This is a genomic window from Methylocystis sp. NC52PC (genome assembly GCF_055698645.1).
Genome location: NZ_CP170127.1, coordinates 324,785 through 337,633, shown reverse-complemented (window position 1 = coordinate 337,633; position 12,849 = coordinate 324,785). Strand labels below are relative to the sequence as shown.

At 61.2% G+C, this 12,849-nt stretch carries 28 protein-coding genes; all 28 read left to right on the top strand.

The genetic code is table 11. The features are described from left to right. Positions 1-102 precede the first annotated feature (102 nt). The gene (locus ACETII_RS03375; protein WP_472787114.1) at positions 103-276 is read left to right on the top strand and encodes a hypothetical protein; all 174 of its coding nucleotides are present in this window, start codon (positions 103-105) and stop codon (positions 274-276) included. Between the two features lie 282 nt (positions 277-558). Then, positions 559-810: a hypothetical protein gene (locus ACETII_RS03370; protein ID WP_472787113.1), complete on the top strand. Its 252-nt coding sequence runs from the start codon at positions 559-561 to the stop codon at positions 808-810. Between the two features lie 11 nt (positions 811-821). Continuing rightward, the gene (locus ACETII_RS03365) at positions 822-1,094 is read left to right on the top strand and encodes a hypothetical protein (RefSeq protein WP_472787112.1); all 273 of its coding nucleotides are present in this window, start codon (positions 822-824) and stop codon (positions 1,092-1,094) included. 12 nt (positions 1,095-1,106) lie between these two features. Next, entirely contained in the window at positions 1,107-1,412 is a 306-nt protein-coding gene (locus ACETII_RS03360) for a hypothetical protein (protein WP_472787111.1), read from the top strand. Then, on the top strand, positions 1,409-1,585 hold the full coding sequence (locus ACETII_RS03355; protein ID WP_472787110.1) for a hypothetical protein: 177 nt from the start codon (positions 1,409-1,411) through the stop codon (positions 1,583-1,585). Before ACETII_RS03360 ends, ACETII_RS03355 begins: the two co-directional genes overlap by 4 nt. 8 nt (positions 1,586-1,593) lie before the next feature. Then, positions 1,594-1,953 carry a hypothetical protein gene (locus ACETII_RS03350; RefSeq protein WP_472787109.1) on the top strand — a complete coding sequence of 120 codons (360 nt, stop codon included), beginning with the start codon at positions 1,594-1,596 and terminating at the stop codon, positions 1,951-1,953. Continuing rightward, positions 1,953-2,327, top strand: a complete 375-nt coding sequence (locus ACETII_RS03345; RefSeq protein ID WP_472787108.1) for a hypothetical protein — start codon at positions 1,953-1,955, stop codon at positions 2,325-2,327. Before ACETII_RS03350 ends, ACETII_RS03345 begins: the two co-directional genes overlap by 1 nt. 127 nt (positions 2,328-2,454) lie before the next feature. Next, complete coding sequence (locus tag ACETII_RS03340; RefSeq protein WP_472787107.1) at positions 2,455-2,595, top strand: hypothetical protein; 141 nt, start codon at positions 2,455-2,457, stop codon at positions 2,593-2,595. An 11-nt stretch (positions 2,596-2,606) separates the two neighbouring features. Then, positions 2,607-2,828, top strand: coding sequence for a hypothetical protein (locus ACETII_RS03335; RefSeq protein ID WP_472787106.1), 222 nt, complete (start codon positions 2,607-2,609; stop codon positions 2,826-2,828). Positions 2,829-2,864: 36 nt separating this feature from the next. Beyond that, a complete protein-coding gene (locus ACETII_RS03330; RefSeq protein WP_472787105.1) occupies positions 2,865-3,290 on the top strand; it encodes a hypothetical protein in 426 nt (141 codons plus the stop codon). A 177-nt stretch (positions 3,291-3,467) separates the two neighbouring features. Next, a complete protein-coding gene (locus ACETII_RS03325) occupies positions 3,468-3,836 on the top strand; it encodes a hypothetical protein (RefSeq protein ID WP_472787104.1) in 369 nt (122 codons plus the stop codon). Positions 3,837-3,840: 4 nt separating this feature from the next. After that, positions 3,841-4,068 carry a hypothetical protein gene (locus ACETII_RS03320; protein ID WP_472787103.1) on the top strand — a complete coding sequence of 76 codons (228 nt, stop codon included), beginning with the start codon at positions 3,841-3,843 and terminating at the stop codon, positions 4,066-4,068. 3 nt (positions 4,069-4,071) lie between these two features. Then, positions 4,072-5,103 carry a YqaJ viral recombinase family nuclease gene (locus ACETII_RS03315; RefSeq protein ID WP_472787102.1) on the top strand — a complete coding sequence of 344 codons (1,032 nt, stop codon included), beginning with the start codon at positions 4,072-4,074 and terminating at the stop codon, positions 5,101-5,103. Then, positions 5,103-6,188, top strand: a complete 1,086-nt coding sequence (locus ACETII_RS03310) for a hypothetical protein (protein WP_472787101.1) — start codon at positions 5,103-5,105, stop codon at positions 6,186-6,188. The genes ACETII_RS03315 and ACETII_RS03310 overlap by 1 nt, the downstream gene beginning before the upstream one ends. Positions 6,189-6,199: 11 nt before the next feature. Beyond that, complete coding sequence (locus ACETII_RS03305) at positions 6,200-6,412, top strand: hypothetical protein (protein ID WP_472787100.1); 213 nt, start codon at positions 6,200-6,202, stop codon at positions 6,410-6,412. Further along, a complete protein-coding gene (locus tag ACETII_RS03300) occupies positions 6,409-7,401 on the top strand; it encodes a recombinase family protein (RefSeq protein ID WP_472787099.1) in 993 nt (330 codons plus the stop codon). The genes ACETII_RS03305 and ACETII_RS03300 overlap by 4 nt, the downstream gene beginning before the upstream one ends. A 50-nt stretch (positions 7,402-7,451) precedes the next feature. Next, complete coding sequence (locus tag ACETII_RS03295; protein ID WP_472787098.1) at positions 7,452-7,685, top strand: hypothetical protein; 234 nt, start codon at positions 7,452-7,454, stop codon at positions 7,683-7,685. A gap of 10 nt (positions 7,686-7,695) precedes the next feature. Beyond that, on the top strand, positions 7,696-8,106 hold the full coding sequence (locus ACETII_RS03290; RefSeq protein WP_472787097.1) for a hypothetical protein: 411 nt from the start codon (positions 7,696-7,698) through the stop codon (positions 8,104-8,106). A gap of 52 nt (positions 8,107-8,158) precedes the next feature. After that, positions 8,159-8,809, top strand: a complete 651-nt coding sequence (locus ACETII_RS03285; protein ID WP_472787096.1) for a hypothetical protein — start codon at positions 8,159-8,161, stop codon at positions 8,807-8,809. An 11-nt stretch (positions 8,810-8,820) separates the two neighbouring features. After that, a complete protein-coding gene (locus ACETII_RS03280) occupies positions 8,821-9,294 on the top strand; it encodes a hypothetical protein (protein WP_472787095.1) in 474 nt (157 codons plus the stop codon). Beyond that, positions 9,294-10,352 carry a phage Gp37/Gp68 family protein gene (locus ACETII_RS03275; RefSeq protein ID WP_472787094.1) on the top strand — a complete coding sequence of 353 codons (1,059 nt, stop codon included), beginning with the start codon at positions 9,294-9,296 and terminating at the stop codon, positions 10,350-10,352. Before ACETII_RS03280 ends, ACETII_RS03275 begins: the two co-directional genes overlap by 1 nt. Before the next feature lie 11 nt (positions 10,353-10,363). Next, the gene (locus tag ACETII_RS03270; protein WP_472787093.1) at positions 10,364-10,609 is read left to right on the top strand and encodes a hypothetical protein; all 246 of its coding nucleotides are present in this window, start codon (positions 10,364-10,366) and stop codon (positions 10,607-10,609) included. Then, positions 10,606-10,974, top strand: a complete 369-nt coding sequence (locus ACETII_RS03265; RefSeq protein WP_472787092.1) for a hypothetical protein — start codon at positions 10,606-10,608, stop codon at positions 10,972-10,974. Before ACETII_RS03270 ends, ACETII_RS03265 begins: the two co-directional genes overlap by 4 nt. Positions 10,975-11,197: 223 nt before the next feature. Further along, on the top strand, positions 11,198-11,443 hold the full coding sequence (locus ACETII_RS03260; protein WP_472787091.1) for a hypothetical protein: 246 nt from the start codon (positions 11,198-11,200) through the stop codon (positions 11,441-11,443). Beyond that, on the top strand, positions 11,440-11,673 hold the full coding sequence (locus ACETII_RS03255) for a helix-turn-helix transcriptional regulator (protein WP_472787090.1): 234 nt from the start codon (positions 11,440-11,442) through the stop codon (positions 11,671-11,673). The genes ACETII_RS03260 and ACETII_RS03255 overlap by 4 nt, the downstream gene beginning before the upstream one ends. A 30-nt stretch (positions 11,674-11,703) precedes the next feature. After that, a complete protein-coding gene (locus tag ACETII_RS03250; protein ID WP_472787089.1) occupies positions 11,704-12,099 on the top strand; it encodes a hypothetical protein in 396 nt (131 codons plus the stop codon). Between the two features lie 158 nt (positions 12,100-12,257). Continuing rightward, positions 12,258-12,446 carry a hypothetical protein gene (locus ACETII_RS03245; RefSeq protein WP_472787088.1) on the top strand — a complete coding sequence of 63 codons (189 nt, stop codon included), beginning with the start codon at positions 12,258-12,260 and terminating at the stop codon, positions 12,444-12,446. Continuing rightward, positions 12,443-12,820, top strand: a complete 378-nt coding sequence (locus ACETII_RS03240) for a hypothetical protein (RefSeq protein ID WP_472787087.1) — start codon at positions 12,443-12,445, stop codon at positions 12,818-12,820. The genes ACETII_RS03245 and ACETII_RS03240 overlap by 4 nt, the downstream gene beginning before the upstream one ends. Positions 12,821-12,849 lie beyond the last annotated feature (29 nt).

The following is a 12,849-nucleotide window of genomic DNA, read 5'->3' as shown; positions in this document are numbered from 1 at the left end:
AGTCGCCTCTCCGTGCCTTGCTCTCGCCGCCGCGTGGCTCATCGGCCGAGCGTGTTTGTATCGCCCGCAGCCGGCGCCGGTGCGGGCTAAGAGGCGCGGCAGATGAAGGCCGTAATCATCGCGCAGTTCGCCATCTCCTTCGCCATCATCGGCGTGGCCGCGTGGCGCGCGCGCAGAACTGGCGACCCGCACGCGAAGCAGATCGACATGCTTCTGAAGGGCGCGGCCGTTTGGTTCGCGCTGATCCTCTTGGCGATGTGGTTCAAGATTTTCTGAGGATTGGCCCCGGCGACTCGCTCTCACTCAAGCCGGGGTCGAAGGCGGCGGGCGCTTAGGCGGACCATCAGCGCCCGCCGCTGTAACAAATCGAGAGGACCCAGCACATGCGATCGCGAGAAGAATTCCGCGAGATGAGCGGAGAGGAATACGAGCCGCCACGGCGCCGGACGCGCGGATGCTGGTGCAGGCTCGACGGCTACCCCGGCACGTGCCCCGGTCCAGAGAGCTGCCCGTATTCGGGGTTTCACGACGATGCAAACGAGGATGAGGAAAGCCCCGATGTCTGACCGCGAATCCACCCTCCGCGCCATGGCGCAATCCATCCCCGAATTCATCGACCTGAGCGACCCCGTAGCCGTCGCGCTGGCCCTCAACCACAAGGGCTATCTGGGGCGCGACATCGGCGACGCCTTGCCGCTGATCGTTGACATCGCGCGGGCGGCGCGCGGCGAGGTTGTCGAGATGAGCCGCCCGAAGACAGAGGCGCGCAATCAGATCGTCGCGATTGCTGAGACCGTCGCGCAGCTTTGAGGGGGACGGGCATGGAACACCGCACCTACGGCGAGACCAAGAACTGCAAGGGCTGCCGTTTCTGGTCTGAGATGGTCGCCATGGTCGACAACGGCGCCGTCGTCGCGCTGTGCCTCGCCAAGGATGGCCCGCATTCGTCGCGATACACCCGCGCCGGGACGCATTGCGGCCTTTGGAAAAGCGGGCACCACGGCGCCGTCGATGAGCCGCCGGATTACGGGGCGGAGACTCGGGCGCTTTATGAGCGCGAGGAAAACCCAGCCCAGCCACCAGCTTCGAACTGAAAGGAAGAACGAATGGCATTCTTTGACAAGATGCTTCTCAGCCTGCGTCCGCATTTCCATGCCTGGACGCGCCGCATGGAGATGGAGACTGAAATCCTCGCACTCATGTGCAGCCAGAAGAGGGAGTTTCTCGATCTAATCGAGGAGCGTGACGACGACAGGTTTTGGCTGACGACCAGGCTCGGCGAGGCGCTGATCGATGCCCGCGCGGCAAATACGAGGGCGAATAAAGCCTTCTGCGCTGCGCTGTTTTTCGCCGGGGTGCTTCTGATCGAAGGCCAGGCGCTCGCCCTCTGGCTTCTCAGGGAGCGTCGATGAAATTCCTCTACATCGGCGCCGCGCTCGCCTGCTTCGTCATCGCCTACATCGTAGCCCGCGCGGCATATGACTGCGCACTAGACCGCGAATATGCCCCTGCGCTCATCGGCCTTGCCATGACGCTGGTGCTTATCCTCCTCGCCGGCTTGGCGATCATCTTTCTCCTTCCCTGAGAGGCCCCATGCCAGTCCCACCAGAAGAGACCAACGCCCAGCGCCTCGCGCGCATCGACCACGAAATGGAAGTCGCGGACCATCTCCTGCCGGGCGTGTTCCCGGCGATCTGTGAGGCGCTCAGGCGGTTCACGCTGGTCTATGACGACCTTGAGTCCGCCAAGCGCCGTCTGGCGCACGAGATCGCCGGCACGCCCATCCAGCGCATCGAGCGCGCCGTGAAACTGCTCACCATTCCGGGGCCGCTGCTGGCCCGCGCCATCGCAGAAGAGGGCGAGCATTACGTCCAGCAGCTCCTGCATGACATCGGGCGCCAATGCGCGGACATCGCGAAGGCAGTTGAGGCGGCAAAGAAGGAGCCAGCCTAATGTCCGTCGCCGACCTTCTGAAAGCCGCCGCGCTGATCGACAGCATCACGAAAAACCTCGGCCTGGCGGCAGCCGCGCGCGATCTGCCTAAGCGATATGCGCGTCAGGCTGAGCAGATAAAGCTGAGCATGTCGGACGTCTCGTATTCGGAGCGCGACGCCATCCACAAGCTTGGGTCACGGGCGGTTCATATCGTCATCGCTCAGGAGCGCCAACGCGGCGAGATGGAGCGCGACGCCCTGCTCGCGAAATACGCGGCGGAACTGGAATCCTTGCGCGCGGTCCTGCCGCAGCTCGCGGCGAAGGCGTCGATCGAGTTGGGCGAGATCGCGCGGGGGTTGGCGGATGAGGCAAGGGGGCAGGTAGATGTCTGAGCAGCTTACTAACAGTCAGCAGCCGATCTACGGATGGTTCGATAGCGCGGACCAGCAAACGCCGTCTTACGATCCCCCGAGGGACGCGCCGTGCCTGTTTTGCGGTGACCCTATCAACGAGGCAGATGTGCGCACACATTGCCTTAGCCGCTACGGCGACGATCGCTCCTACTTCTACAGGACGCATCGGACGTGCGCCGAACAAGACGCCACGGGCACGGCCATGGACGGCGTCATTCTCGACATGATCGACAAAGCCGGAAACTGAAGGGCGGGCCAATGAGTGAAGGTCAACGGCAAGAGCCGTCCGAATACACCTACTATTGGTGCGAGGTCTGCGAGTTTGACACGGTCCGCAAGTCTCCAAACATCAAGGGGCCTTGCCCGATCTGCGCCGGCGACAACGGGACCGATGGCAGGATGCGCTCGCGCCCTGCAACGGACGCCGATGATCCAGTCGAGGGGCCGGATGAACGTTGGGAGGAAGCGGCCAATGAGTAGCCATAAGCAGCAGATCAGGAAGGGAAAATCATGCGAGTGAATATCTACGCCGAGGAAATGACGGATCGCATCGAGATTATCTCGAAAGAGATCGACGGCCACACATTCACAGGATGCAGGTTTTATCTAGAATTGCCGACCACCATTCGATGCGATCATGCAATGTTGCCAGGAATTAGTGAGGGCGCTGTCGGCCAGAACATTTCCGGGCCTTTTATTCACCGCCCCGGCGACGATGACAGCGCAGCCGTGACCTTCTGGGGCAAGGCGGATCTTCGCAAGGTCTTGCGCAAGGCTCTCGACGAGCTTGATCGCTTCTATGAGCAACGTGGCGTCGGGGCTCTTGTCAAAGGCCTGGAAAACATTCGAGACGCGACGGCGCCGCATTCCGTGTCGCATGCGACCGCCGTTCAAGCCCTCACCGTCTACAACCGTGATAACGGACGTCCAGCCGATGAATAGCTCTCAGCGGCGCAAGCGCGATCAGCAATTCAGGCCTCTATCCGAGCATTCCGGATGGGTATGGCCTGTGCGCTATCAGGAAGAGCACCAGTGGCGCTGGCATCAGTTCCGCCGCATGCCGATGCAAAACAGGCTCGAGCGCGCTCAATTTTTCCAATTTCGCAACAGGACGGGCCAATGAGCAGCAATCAGCAGTCGGAGAACGCGAACATGCAAAGCACGGACGCAGCGCAGGCCAGCGCGCCAGTTGAGCTGGATGGTTGGGAATGGGCGATCGTCGAAATCTTCGGCCATCGCAAGCACGCCGGTCGCACGCGCGAAGAAGAGCGTTTCGGCGCGAAGATGCTGCGGATTGACGTGCCAAAGAACGGCGATCCGGGGTCGCATGGCTGGGAGACGCTCTATTACGGCGGGTCCTCGATCTTCTCTTTCGCCCTGACCGACGAGGCGACTGTCATGCGGCTCAACAAGCCCTATGACGCGGCCGCGCGCCTGACCTATCGCGACCGCGAGGAAAGCTTCGACGACGCGGATTTTGAGGGATAGGCCGATGAGCCTTCTGCGGCCAGATCGCGCGTCGAAGGAATGGGCGAAGAAGACCGCCGACAAATACATCACGCGCAAGGGCGATGAGCCTTCAGCAGCAAAGCAAAGTAAGGCGCTTCTGGAGGACGTCGAGTTGGTGCGCGTCTTTCTTGAGAGCGGTGGAGCGCCGCCGGGCACGAATATCTTCTCAGCGTTCAAGAGGATCGCCAACAAGGCGATGGCAAAGGACTAAGCGATGGCGGTTGAAACTTTCAAAACGACAAGCCTCGGCGGCGCGGCGGCGGCCGTGGTCGACCGGCTCACGCGACCATGGCCGGTGCCGGACGGGGTTGAAACGTTCGATGCGTCAAACCGCGAGAACTGGCTCAAGATGCGCGAGAGCGACGTCACGGCCTCGGCGATTGCGTGCCTATTGGGAATTCACGATTACCTGACGCCCTATCAATACTGGGCCCGCAAGTCTGGGCTCGTCGAGGAAGAGATCGAGCAAAGCGCCGTGCTCGAGCGAGGAAACGACCTCGAGCCGATCGTTCTGAAGCACGTCGGCCGAAAGCGCCCGGAGTGGAAGGTCTGGACGCCGGGGCTCTATTACCGCGACCCGGCAGCGCGGGTCGGGGCGACGCCGGACGCTCTCGCAGTCTGCCCGGAGAAAGGCCGCGGCGTCATCCAGATCAAAACCACGGTCGATATGATCTTCCGTGACAAGTGGGTCGGCGAGGACAAGGAAGTCCTGCCGCCGCTGTGGATCTGCGCGCAGACCATTCTCGAGGCGCATTTGACCGGCGCCGAGTGGGCGGCTGTGGCGGTGATGGTCTTGAGCGGCTACGGCGCGGGGCTCGATGTCCACATCATCGAGGTTCCTATCAATCGCAAGCTTGTCGCCCGCATGTATGAGGCGGCGGCGGATTTCTGGCGCCGGGTCGCGGAGAAAGACGCGCCTGATCCGGACTATGGGCGAGACGCGCGCACGATTGCGTCGCTTTACGCCGACGACGACGGATCCGAGGCGGACCTCTCCGGCAATGAGCGCATCGTTGAAATCCTGGCAGAGCGCGCGAGCCTGAAAGAGATCGAGTCAGCCGGATCGGCCGCGGAGAAAAAGCGCAAGGCGCTTGACGCGGAGATCATCCAGCTTCTGCAAAACGCGGCGCGAGGCCGGCTGGCGGACGGAACCGTGATCGAGGCCAAGACCGTGTATCGGAAAGGCTTCACCGTTGAGCCAAGCCAATTCAGGACGGTCAAAGTGAAAGCGAAAGGATCGAGGTAATGGAAACCATCTCCGACGACGCCCTTGTGATTATCCCGCCAGATGGCGGCGCGCTGGCCGCAACGATCCCAGAAGACAAGGCGCTGAAATTTTTCACGACGCCCGGCGCCGAGCGCATCATCCTCGACGCGGCCCGGCGAGAAGTCGACGCATTTGTGGGCGACGCCAGCACGAAGAAGGGGCGAGAGGCGATTAAGAAGTTCGCCATGGATATAGTGCGCACCAAAACCTACATCGAGAGCGTCGGCAAGGCTGTTGCCGCCGACGTCAAGGACATCCCCAAAAAGGTGGATGCGAGCCGGAAACTAATTCGAGACTCGCTGGAGGCGATGGTCGAAGAAGTCCGGCGCCCGGTGGTGGAATGGGAAGAGGCGGAGCAGCAGCGCGTGAGCTACTGCAAATCCATCGTCCAGCATATCGTCGACTGCGGAAATGGATTTATCGGCGGCCAGCCGCAGCCGTTTGCTGTCCTCTTTCGAGAGCTCGAAGAGAGGGTCGAGATTTCAGAAAAGCTCGGAGAGTTCCAGGAGGAAGCGCGCCAAGCCAAAGCGGCCTCCCTCGAAAAGCTGAAATGCGCATTCGCTGAGCACCAGAAGCGCGAGGCAGAGGCTGCCGAGTTGGCCCGCCTGCGCGAAGCCGAGGCCGCCCGCAAGGCCGAGGAAGCCAAGCATGCCGAGGAGAAAGCGCGCCAGGAGCGCGAGGCCCGCATTGCCGAGGAAGCGCGCCAGAAGGCCGAGGCGGACGCCAAGCGCCGCGAAGAGGCGCTACAGGCTGAGAAGGAAGCCGCTGAGCGCCGTGCGCGCGAGGCCGAGGAGCGAGCCGAGCGCGACCGCAAGGAAGCCGCGCGCCGCGAGCAGGAGGCGGCTGAGCGGGCCAAGCGCGACGCGGAATATGCCGAGAAGCAAAGGCAGGCGCGCGAGGCCGAGGAGGCGCGCCGCCGGGAGGCGAACAAAGCGCACCGGGCGCGGGTCAACAATGCGGCTGTCGCGGCGCTGGTCGCGGGCGGGTTATCCGAATCTGCGGCGAAGGCGGCTGTGACGCTGATCGCCGCGCAGAAGGTGCCGAACGTCACGATTTCATACTGAAGGAATTGGAGATGCGGAAGACTGAATTCTTGATCCGCAGCGGAGACGATGGGCTCGAGGTTGTCGACCCGGCAACCGGCGCGACCTCTGGTCAACTGACAATCGGCGAATGCATCGAGCAAGTGCTCGGGCTGCTTGAGCCGGATAACAAGGCATATCCGATGAAAACCCCAGAGGAATGGGAGGCGCAACGCCGCGCCGCATATGAAAGGAAAAGCAAATGAGCATGGTTGAAACTGGCGAGATGGAACGCCGCATCGCCGGGCGGCTCGACGCCTCGATTGCCGGTGCGATGGAAATATCCCGTAGCGCAGGTGGCATTGCCTTCACCAACGCCGGCGAGGCGATGGAGTTTAGCAAGATGATGGCCGTCTCGCAGATCGGCGTCCGCAAGCATCTGCGCGGCAACGTCGGGGCCTGCCTCGCCATCACGGTGCAAGCAATCGAATGGGGCATGTCTCCCTTCGCCGTCGCGAACAAGAGCTATCTCGTCAATGACCAAATCGCCTACGAGTCGCAGCTCATTCAGGCGGTGATCCTGAAGCGCGCGCCCATCAAGGGGCGTTTCAAGGTCGAGTATCTCGGCGAGGGCGGCAAACGGAAATGCCGCGTCTCGGCGACGCTGAGCGATGGCGAGGTGGTCGAATACATCTCGCCGGAGTTCGACAAGATCACGCCGAAGAACTCGCCGCTCTGGAAGTCGGACCCAGATCAGCAGCAATTTTATTACAGCGGGCGCGCGCTCTGCCGCCGGCATTTCCCCGACGTTCTGCTCGGCGTCTATGACGTCGATGAGTTGCCAGACACGGCGCGCGACCCCGGCGCTGCGCGGGACATCACGCCCCCCAAAACCCTCGCCGGCCGCCTTGACGCGCTGGCGGGCGTCGCCGCCGACCCAGAGACGGGCGAGGTCATCGAAAAAGAGCACGGCGACGCTGGCGCGCAGGACGAAGGCGCGGCGCACACGGAATCGGCCGAGACGGCCGGTGATGCTGCGGCGGGGGGAGAGGCAAGAGGTGAGGCCCAGCCCGCCGCAGCGGACGATCTGTTCGCAGGGCAGTCGATGTATTTCAGGTTTGGCCACGAAGCCCATGGGCAGGGCGTTCCGCGCGATCGGGCACCGGGCGATCTCGGACCGGACGAGTGCGACGAATGGCTTGCCGGTTGGGATGCAGCCGCCAAGGCCGCCGGCGGGAAATCCAAGAAGAAGTGAGCCAGCGCGCGCCGGGGCGTCTCGGCGCGCATTTCAGCAAGAGGATTGCAATGACCGACCGCACCTTCCGCGCCTTCTTCGACCCATCGGCGCTTACGCCACGCGAGGCGGCGCTGCTCGACGCGCTGCTCGAACACGGGACGATCCCGAAGGCCGCCGCCGCAATCGGGATCACCGCCACGAGCGCGAGCGGCCGGATGGAGTTCATACGGGACAAGCTCTGCGTCAACTCGACTAAGGACGCGGTGGAGGCGTGGCGGGCGCGGAAGGTGCAGGCGGCGTGAGGGGGAGACAATGGCGACGGTAGGAATCCTAAACGTCGGGGCTGGTGACACCAAGCTCTCATTCGACAAAAACAATCCACAAGACTGCATCCGAGCTGCGCGCATCGTGAAGGACATGCTCCGCAGGGGATATGCCCTTTTAGTCGACAGCGGCAAGGCGGATGCGGATGGCCGCCCGATCTACGCCCGCGCCTATGACTTCGATGAAACCAAATACGAATACATCATCGCGGACTTCGACCCCATTTCAGCATCTCAGGACGAGCAAAATGACGCAGCAGATGAACCGGCAACAGCGGAGGGCGTTGGAGCGGAAGAGCCGCAAGCAGATGAGCCGCAGCCAAAGCTGCGGAGAGGGCGTAAGCGCGTCTCGGCCACGTCGGTCAATGCCGTCGCCGTCGCCAGATCAGCGGGCGGATGAGCGCCTAAGCGCAATTGAGGCATGCGACAATTTCGCTGGCACGCGAAACGCGTTGCGCGTCATTAGCGAGATGAAAGAACACTGGGCCGGCATCCCAATGCCGCTCGACGGACAACCGCTCGTCATCGAGCCAAAATACCCAAATGCCGAAGCGCTCAGCAAGATCGGCCAGAATGAAGATCCCGCCGAGAATTCTCGCGACATAAAGATCATTAACCGCTTCTGGTCGCAGAAGAAGGGGCGGGAGGTGGTTATCTTCAAAGAAGACGGCCGCATCGACTGGGGGACGTGCGGTGGCGTGCATTCCCTCAACCACGCCCTGCAAACGCTCGGCGCCTCTGACGCTTGGGGCATCGAGCAGGAAGCGAACGCCGTGCAGACTCTCGCTGGATTGCTGCGCCATCGCCAGTTCAAGCAATACATGCTTACCGGCAGCTTCCTTGAGAGAAGCCGGCGCAGCGGGCTTGTGTATCTTTTTCGCCGCCTACGGCCGACCGTCGCCATCCGCGATCGCGACGATGGCTCCCGCATCCTGGCCGCGCTCTGTATGCACCCGATCGGCTATTACGAGGGGTCCTGGGCCGGCGCTATGTGCCCGACCGACGACGTGATTGCACATTTGAGCCTTATGCGCGGCGACGAGGCCATGTTCTGGCGCCGCTGCAACCAGCATCCTCCATACAGGCCGGAGGCGGGACTATGACAGGGCGCACTATGACTGACCGCCAGTGCGTAGAGTCGCTCTTCTTTCCCCTTGTGATGAAGAGCATCCTCGAAAGCGCCGGCCAGCGCGACGCCGGTTACGACGCCTGCATCCGCGCACTAGACGCCGCAGCGGCGACGATCCTGCGGCGTGAGGACCAGAAGCGCCGCGCCTCGCTGATGCGGCGGGTTATGCGCCTTCACGACACGGCGACGGACCCGAACCGCAAGGACGGCGTGTCGGTGCTGAAGATCGGCATGACGATCTACTACGTCCTGCAAGCCGTGCTGGGCAGCGGCTACCTCGAGCTCGAAGAAGGGTCCGATCTCGCCCGGGCTATCTCGGCGATTATCGAGAATTTCGACGACGCGTTCGGGGAGAAGAATCTCGACGCCAGCGCGCAGAAGCAGGCGCGCCGGATGATGGAGGTGCTGAATAGGGAAGGCTATTTTTGCGGCGTGGTGTTTGAAAGGGAGGCGGCGTGATGGGGAAGATCGAATGGACGGACAGAAGCGACTGGAACCCGCTACGGGGCTGCACGCGCCTTTCTGAAGGTTGCCGTCATTGCTATGCAGAGTCGATAGCCGCGCGCTTCAGCGGCCCCGGACAGCCGTTTGATGGCTACGCCGAAAGAACCGCCAATGGCCCGCGCTGGACAGGCAAAATCAGCCTTATGGACGATCGCCTCACGCTTCCGCTCAAATGGAAGAAGCCGGCCAAGATTTTCGTCAACTCAGCCAGCGACCTGTTCTACGAGGCCGTGCCAAACGAATGGATCGACCGCGTCTTCGCGATCATGGCGCTGTGTCCGCAGCATGTCTTTCAGATTTTGACTAAGCGGCCGGCACGCATGCGATCCTTTGTCGCCAATGAAGCGACGCCCGGCCGCGTGGCGCGCGCCGTCGTCGACATGCTGATCGCCAAGAAAGTGAAGGTTGACGACGCTTGGCCGGTTAAGTCGATTGGCGACATTGATTTGCCTGACGATATAACTTTGCGCGATTGGCCGCTACCGAACGTTTGGCTCGGCGTGACGGCCGAGCGCCAGCAAGAGGCCGACGAGCGCATTCCCGAGCTGCTCGCGACGCCGGCGGCCGTGCGCTTCGTCTCGATCGAGCCCATGCTGGGGCCGGTCAATCTTTCTGACCCACTCGGCGTCGAGGAAATCACGCTCTCGTTCGGTCGACACTGGACAGAAAAGACCTGCGGCGTGAGTGCTCTCGATTGGGTTATCTGCGGCGGCGAGAGCGGCCCCGGCGCGCGACCTATGCACCCATCATGGGCACGGTCTCTGCGTGACCAATGTAAGGCGGCGGGCACGGCGTTTTTCTTCAAGCAATTCGGGGAATGGGCGCCCGCCTTCGGGGACGTCTCGAAGCCGCGCCGCGCGGTATGCCTGCATGACGGCACGTCATTCGATATTCCAGCCGGCGAGCGAGCGCGCCAGATTAATTTACTCGATCGCGCACAAATGATCCGCGTTGGCAAAAAGCGCGCCGGCGATCTCCTGGATGGCGTCGAGCACAAGGGGTTTCCGAAATGACGAATGAGGAATTGGTCGAGAAGGCGGCGCTGGCGATCTGGAAAGCCTCCGCATTAGACATCATGGGCACGCGAGACCTTGAAGCAGAGTGGCGCTCGTTCGAAGATTTCGACAAAGAGCCATACGTCCGGAAGGCCCGCGCCGTCGTCAATATGGTGCTGGAGGAAGCGGCGAAGGAGGCTGCGACATTTAGGCGCTTGAACGGGAAAGATATCGCCGCCGCCATCCGCGCCCTGAAACCGGAGCCGCCGAAATGACCAAGGAAGAACTGCTCACCGCCCTCCGCGCCGCTCCTGGGCCGAGCCGGGAGTTGGATGAGCAATTGTTGGCGCTACTGCCAGAGAAAACACTTGGTCGGGGTTCCCCTGGCTATCCGCACGGGCCGACTCACTCCCTCGACGCCGCCGCTGTTTTCCGCGCGCGGATGCTGCCGGGGTGGGGGATGACGATCACTTGGGACTCGCTTGAAAAGAGCGTCAGTTTATACGCCGAAGACGGGAGTAGAGATGAATTCGGAAGACTTTGCGTGACGGAAACATGCGCCACCGAATGCCTATCCATCGTCGCGGCTGTGGTCGCAGGGGTGATCGCGAAGGAGAAAAGCAATGTCGCCGGAGATTAGAGACGCAATCGAGAGCGCCAGGAGCGCGGGTCAGAGCGACCGTTGCCAGATAATGGGGAGGCCGGTCAAGTTACATTCGTTCGGTCGCATTCGCTCCATTGTCCTTGCCGTCATGCTCGAACTACCCGAAGAAATGACGGTGCGGGAAATTTGCGACGAACTAGGGAATGCGAACTCGCAATTCGAAGACCAAGAGTCGCGCTGATCGCACAGGAGGGGAAACGTGAAATTCTCCATAGAGCTGACCAACCCGCAGGCCGTTCAAGACTTCATAGACGAAAACCCAAGTTTGCATTCGGTCTATGAGCTAACCGGCGCAGAACTGCGTGACGCGATTACGTTTTACATTGAGCAACATATGGCTCGCGAGAAGTTCGACCCTGATGCTGAGTTCCTTTTTTACATCGACCACATCGGCAGCAACACCATTGTTGCGGTCAAACGCAGCATCCGAATTATCCAGCAATGAAGCGCGCGTTTAGGACCAAGACAAAGCCTCGCGTCGATCCAGTATATGCGGCATTGAAAGAGCGGCGGATTGAAATGAACATGAGCCAGTTGGATTTAGGCTCCGCGCTTGGGTATTCGGAGCGAACGATTAGCTCATGGGAAACAGGCGTTAGAGACCCAACGCTTAACGCACTGAGGAATTGGGCTCAATGTCTTGGCAAGCGGATAAAATTGGAGGACGCGCAATGACAGCACTGATCGCACAGGAGGGGGAAACGCATGGATAAGCGCACCGATACAAAATGGATAATTGAAGGGTTGCGCGCTTGGTCACCAATGGTTGCGGCTGGATATGAATGCCCAGCGGCAGCTTCAACAATGGACCAAGCCGCTGACCTGATAACCGCAAAGGACGCGGAGATTGAGAGGCTCACGCGGGAGAGGGATGACGCCAAGTTACTCGCTCAGAACAACCTCGATTGGTTCAATCAACTGAAATCTGATTTTGACGCCGCCATCCGCCAGCGGGACACGCTGAAGGAGGCGCTAGTGCAGTCCCGTCATTCCTTACGCAAGGACACTGGCATGGCAGTTGTGTATTGGCCGCCAATAGCCGCAGCCCTCGACGCCATCGACCAACCCGCCGACGCTGCGAAAGGAGAGAAACGTGACTGACGTAGGAACAGAGGAAAACTCTCTATGCAGGCGTGACGGGTGTTGTGGTCGACTGGAATGGGAGCCAGTCAAGGATTGCACCTGCTTTATCCGCGCGCCGTGCTGGCATTGCGAAGAAGTTAAGCTCTGGTGCCCTGAATGCAAATGGAGAGAAGGCGATGACTGACGAACTCGCTATTGACGTGAAAATCGACGACGCCTTCATGTCCGCATGGGAGGAGTTTGGAGACGACAAGTCAACGGAGTTCCTAATTACCATCACCGCTGATCGTTGTGGCGTCTCATACGGGCGCGTTGTCGATGCATTGGAGCGAATGGCGAAACTCGCGGAGGAGGAAAAGTCATGACAGACGAGCGTATTTCCAAACTTACGGCAGAGCGCGACGATTACAAGAGGACTGCCTGGGAACTTGACAACGAGTGCATACGGCTTCGCAAGGAACGCGACATCGCAGGTGCAGCAGCGATGGAGAGGATAGAAGCTCTGGCAAAAGAGGTTGCTGAATGGCGAAGCCGACCTGACGCATTACGCGCTGACAAGGCAGAAGCCGAGGCGCGCGAACTGCGGGAGTTGCTGAAAGAGGCGCGCGGCGCAATGCGCGGAATGATGGTTCAGATTGCCATGGAGTGGGGAGGTCCTGAAACGCCGAAGGAAGAAGCAGAAGACGAAGATTACGTTCTGCTCGCCCGCATTGACGCCAAGCTCACAGAGGGGGCGTAGATGGCCCATGACGACCGCACCGACAAAAT

Coding starts and splice junctions, on each gene's coding strand:
- ACETII_RS03305 (WP_472787100.1), top strand. CDS start 6,200: ATGCGGAAGACTGAATTCTTGATCCGCAGCGGAGACGATGGGCTCGAG.
- ACETII_RS03370 (WP_472787113.1), top strand. CDS start 559: ATGTCTGACCGCGAATCCACCCTCCGCGCCATGGCGCAATCCATCCCC.
- ACETII_RS03265 (WP_472787092.1), top strand. CDS start 10,606: ATGACCAAGGAAGAACTGCTCACCGCCCTCCGCGCCGCTCCTGGGCCG.
- ACETII_RS03315 (WP_472787102.1), top strand. CDS start 4,072: ATGGCGGTTGAAACTTTCAAAACGACAAGCCTCGGCGGCGCGGCGGCG.
- ACETII_RS03280 (WP_472787095.1), top strand. CDS start 8,821: ATGACTGACCGCCAGTGCGTAGAGTCGCTCTTCTTTCCCCTTGTGATG.
- ACETII_RS03360 (WP_472787111.1), top strand. CDS start 1,107: ATGGCATTCTTTGACAAGATGCTTCTCAGCCTGCGTCCGCATTTCCAT.
- ACETII_RS03320 (WP_472787103.1), top strand. CDS start 3,841: ATGAGCCTTCTGCGGCCAGATCGCGCGTCGAAGGAATGGGCGAAGAAG.
- ACETII_RS03300 (WP_472787099.1), top strand. CDS start 6,409: ATGAGCATGGTTGAAACTGGCGAGATGGAACGCCGCATCGCCGGGCGG.
- ACETII_RS03245 (WP_472787088.1), top strand. CDS start 12,258: ATGACTGACGAACTCGCTATTGACGTGAAAATCGACGACGCCTTCATG.
- ACETII_RS03275 (WP_472787094.1), top strand. CDS start 9,294: ATGGGGAAGATCGAATGGACGGACAGAAGCGACTGGAACCCGCTACGG.
- ACETII_RS03290 (WP_472787097.1), top strand. CDS start 7,696: ATGGCGACGGTAGGAATCCTAAACGTCGGGGCTGGTGACACCAAGCTC.
- ACETII_RS03310 (WP_472787101.1), top strand. CDS start 5,103: ATGGAAACCATCTCCGACGACGCCCTTGTGATTATCCCGCCAGATGGC.
- ACETII_RS03365 (WP_472787112.1), top strand. CDS start 822: ATGGAACACCGCACCTACGGCGAGACCAAGAACTGCAAGGGCTGCCGT.
- ACETII_RS03240 (WP_472787087.1), top strand. CDS start 12,443: ATGACAGACGAGCGTATTTCCAAACTTACGGCAGAGCGCGACGATTAC.
- ACETII_RS03325 (WP_472787104.1), top strand. CDS start 3,468: ATGAGCAGCAATCAGCAGTCGGAGAACGCGAACATGCAAAGCACGGAC.
- ACETII_RS03295 (WP_472787098.1), top strand. CDS start 7,452: ATGACCGACCGCACCTTCCGCGCCTTCTTCGACCCATCGGCGCTTACG.
- ACETII_RS03345 (WP_472787108.1), top strand. CDS start 1,953: ATGTCCGTCGCCGACCTTCTGAAAGCCGCCGCGCTGATCGACAGCATC.
- ACETII_RS03250 (WP_472787089.1), top strand. CDS start 11,704: ATGGATAAGCGCACCGATACAAAATGGATAATTGAAGGGTTGCGCGCT.
- ACETII_RS03350 (WP_472787109.1), top strand. CDS start 1,594: ATGCCAGTCCCACCAGAAGAGACCAACGCCCAGCGCCTCGCGCGCATC.
- ACETII_RS03255 (WP_472787090.1), top strand. CDS start 11,440: ATGAAGCGCGCGTTTAGGACCAAGACAAAGCCTCGCGTCGATCCAGTA.
- ACETII_RS03355 (WP_472787110.1), top strand. CDS start 1,409: ATGAAATTCCTCTACATCGGCGCCGCGCTCGCCTGCTTCGTCATCGCC.
- ACETII_RS03335 (WP_472787106.1), top strand. CDS start 2,607: ATGAGTGAAGGTCAACGGCAAGAGCCGTCCGAATACACCTACTATTGG.
- ACETII_RS03375 (WP_472787114.1), top strand. CDS start 103: ATGAAGGCCGTAATCATCGCGCAGTTCGCCATCTCCTTCGCCATCATC.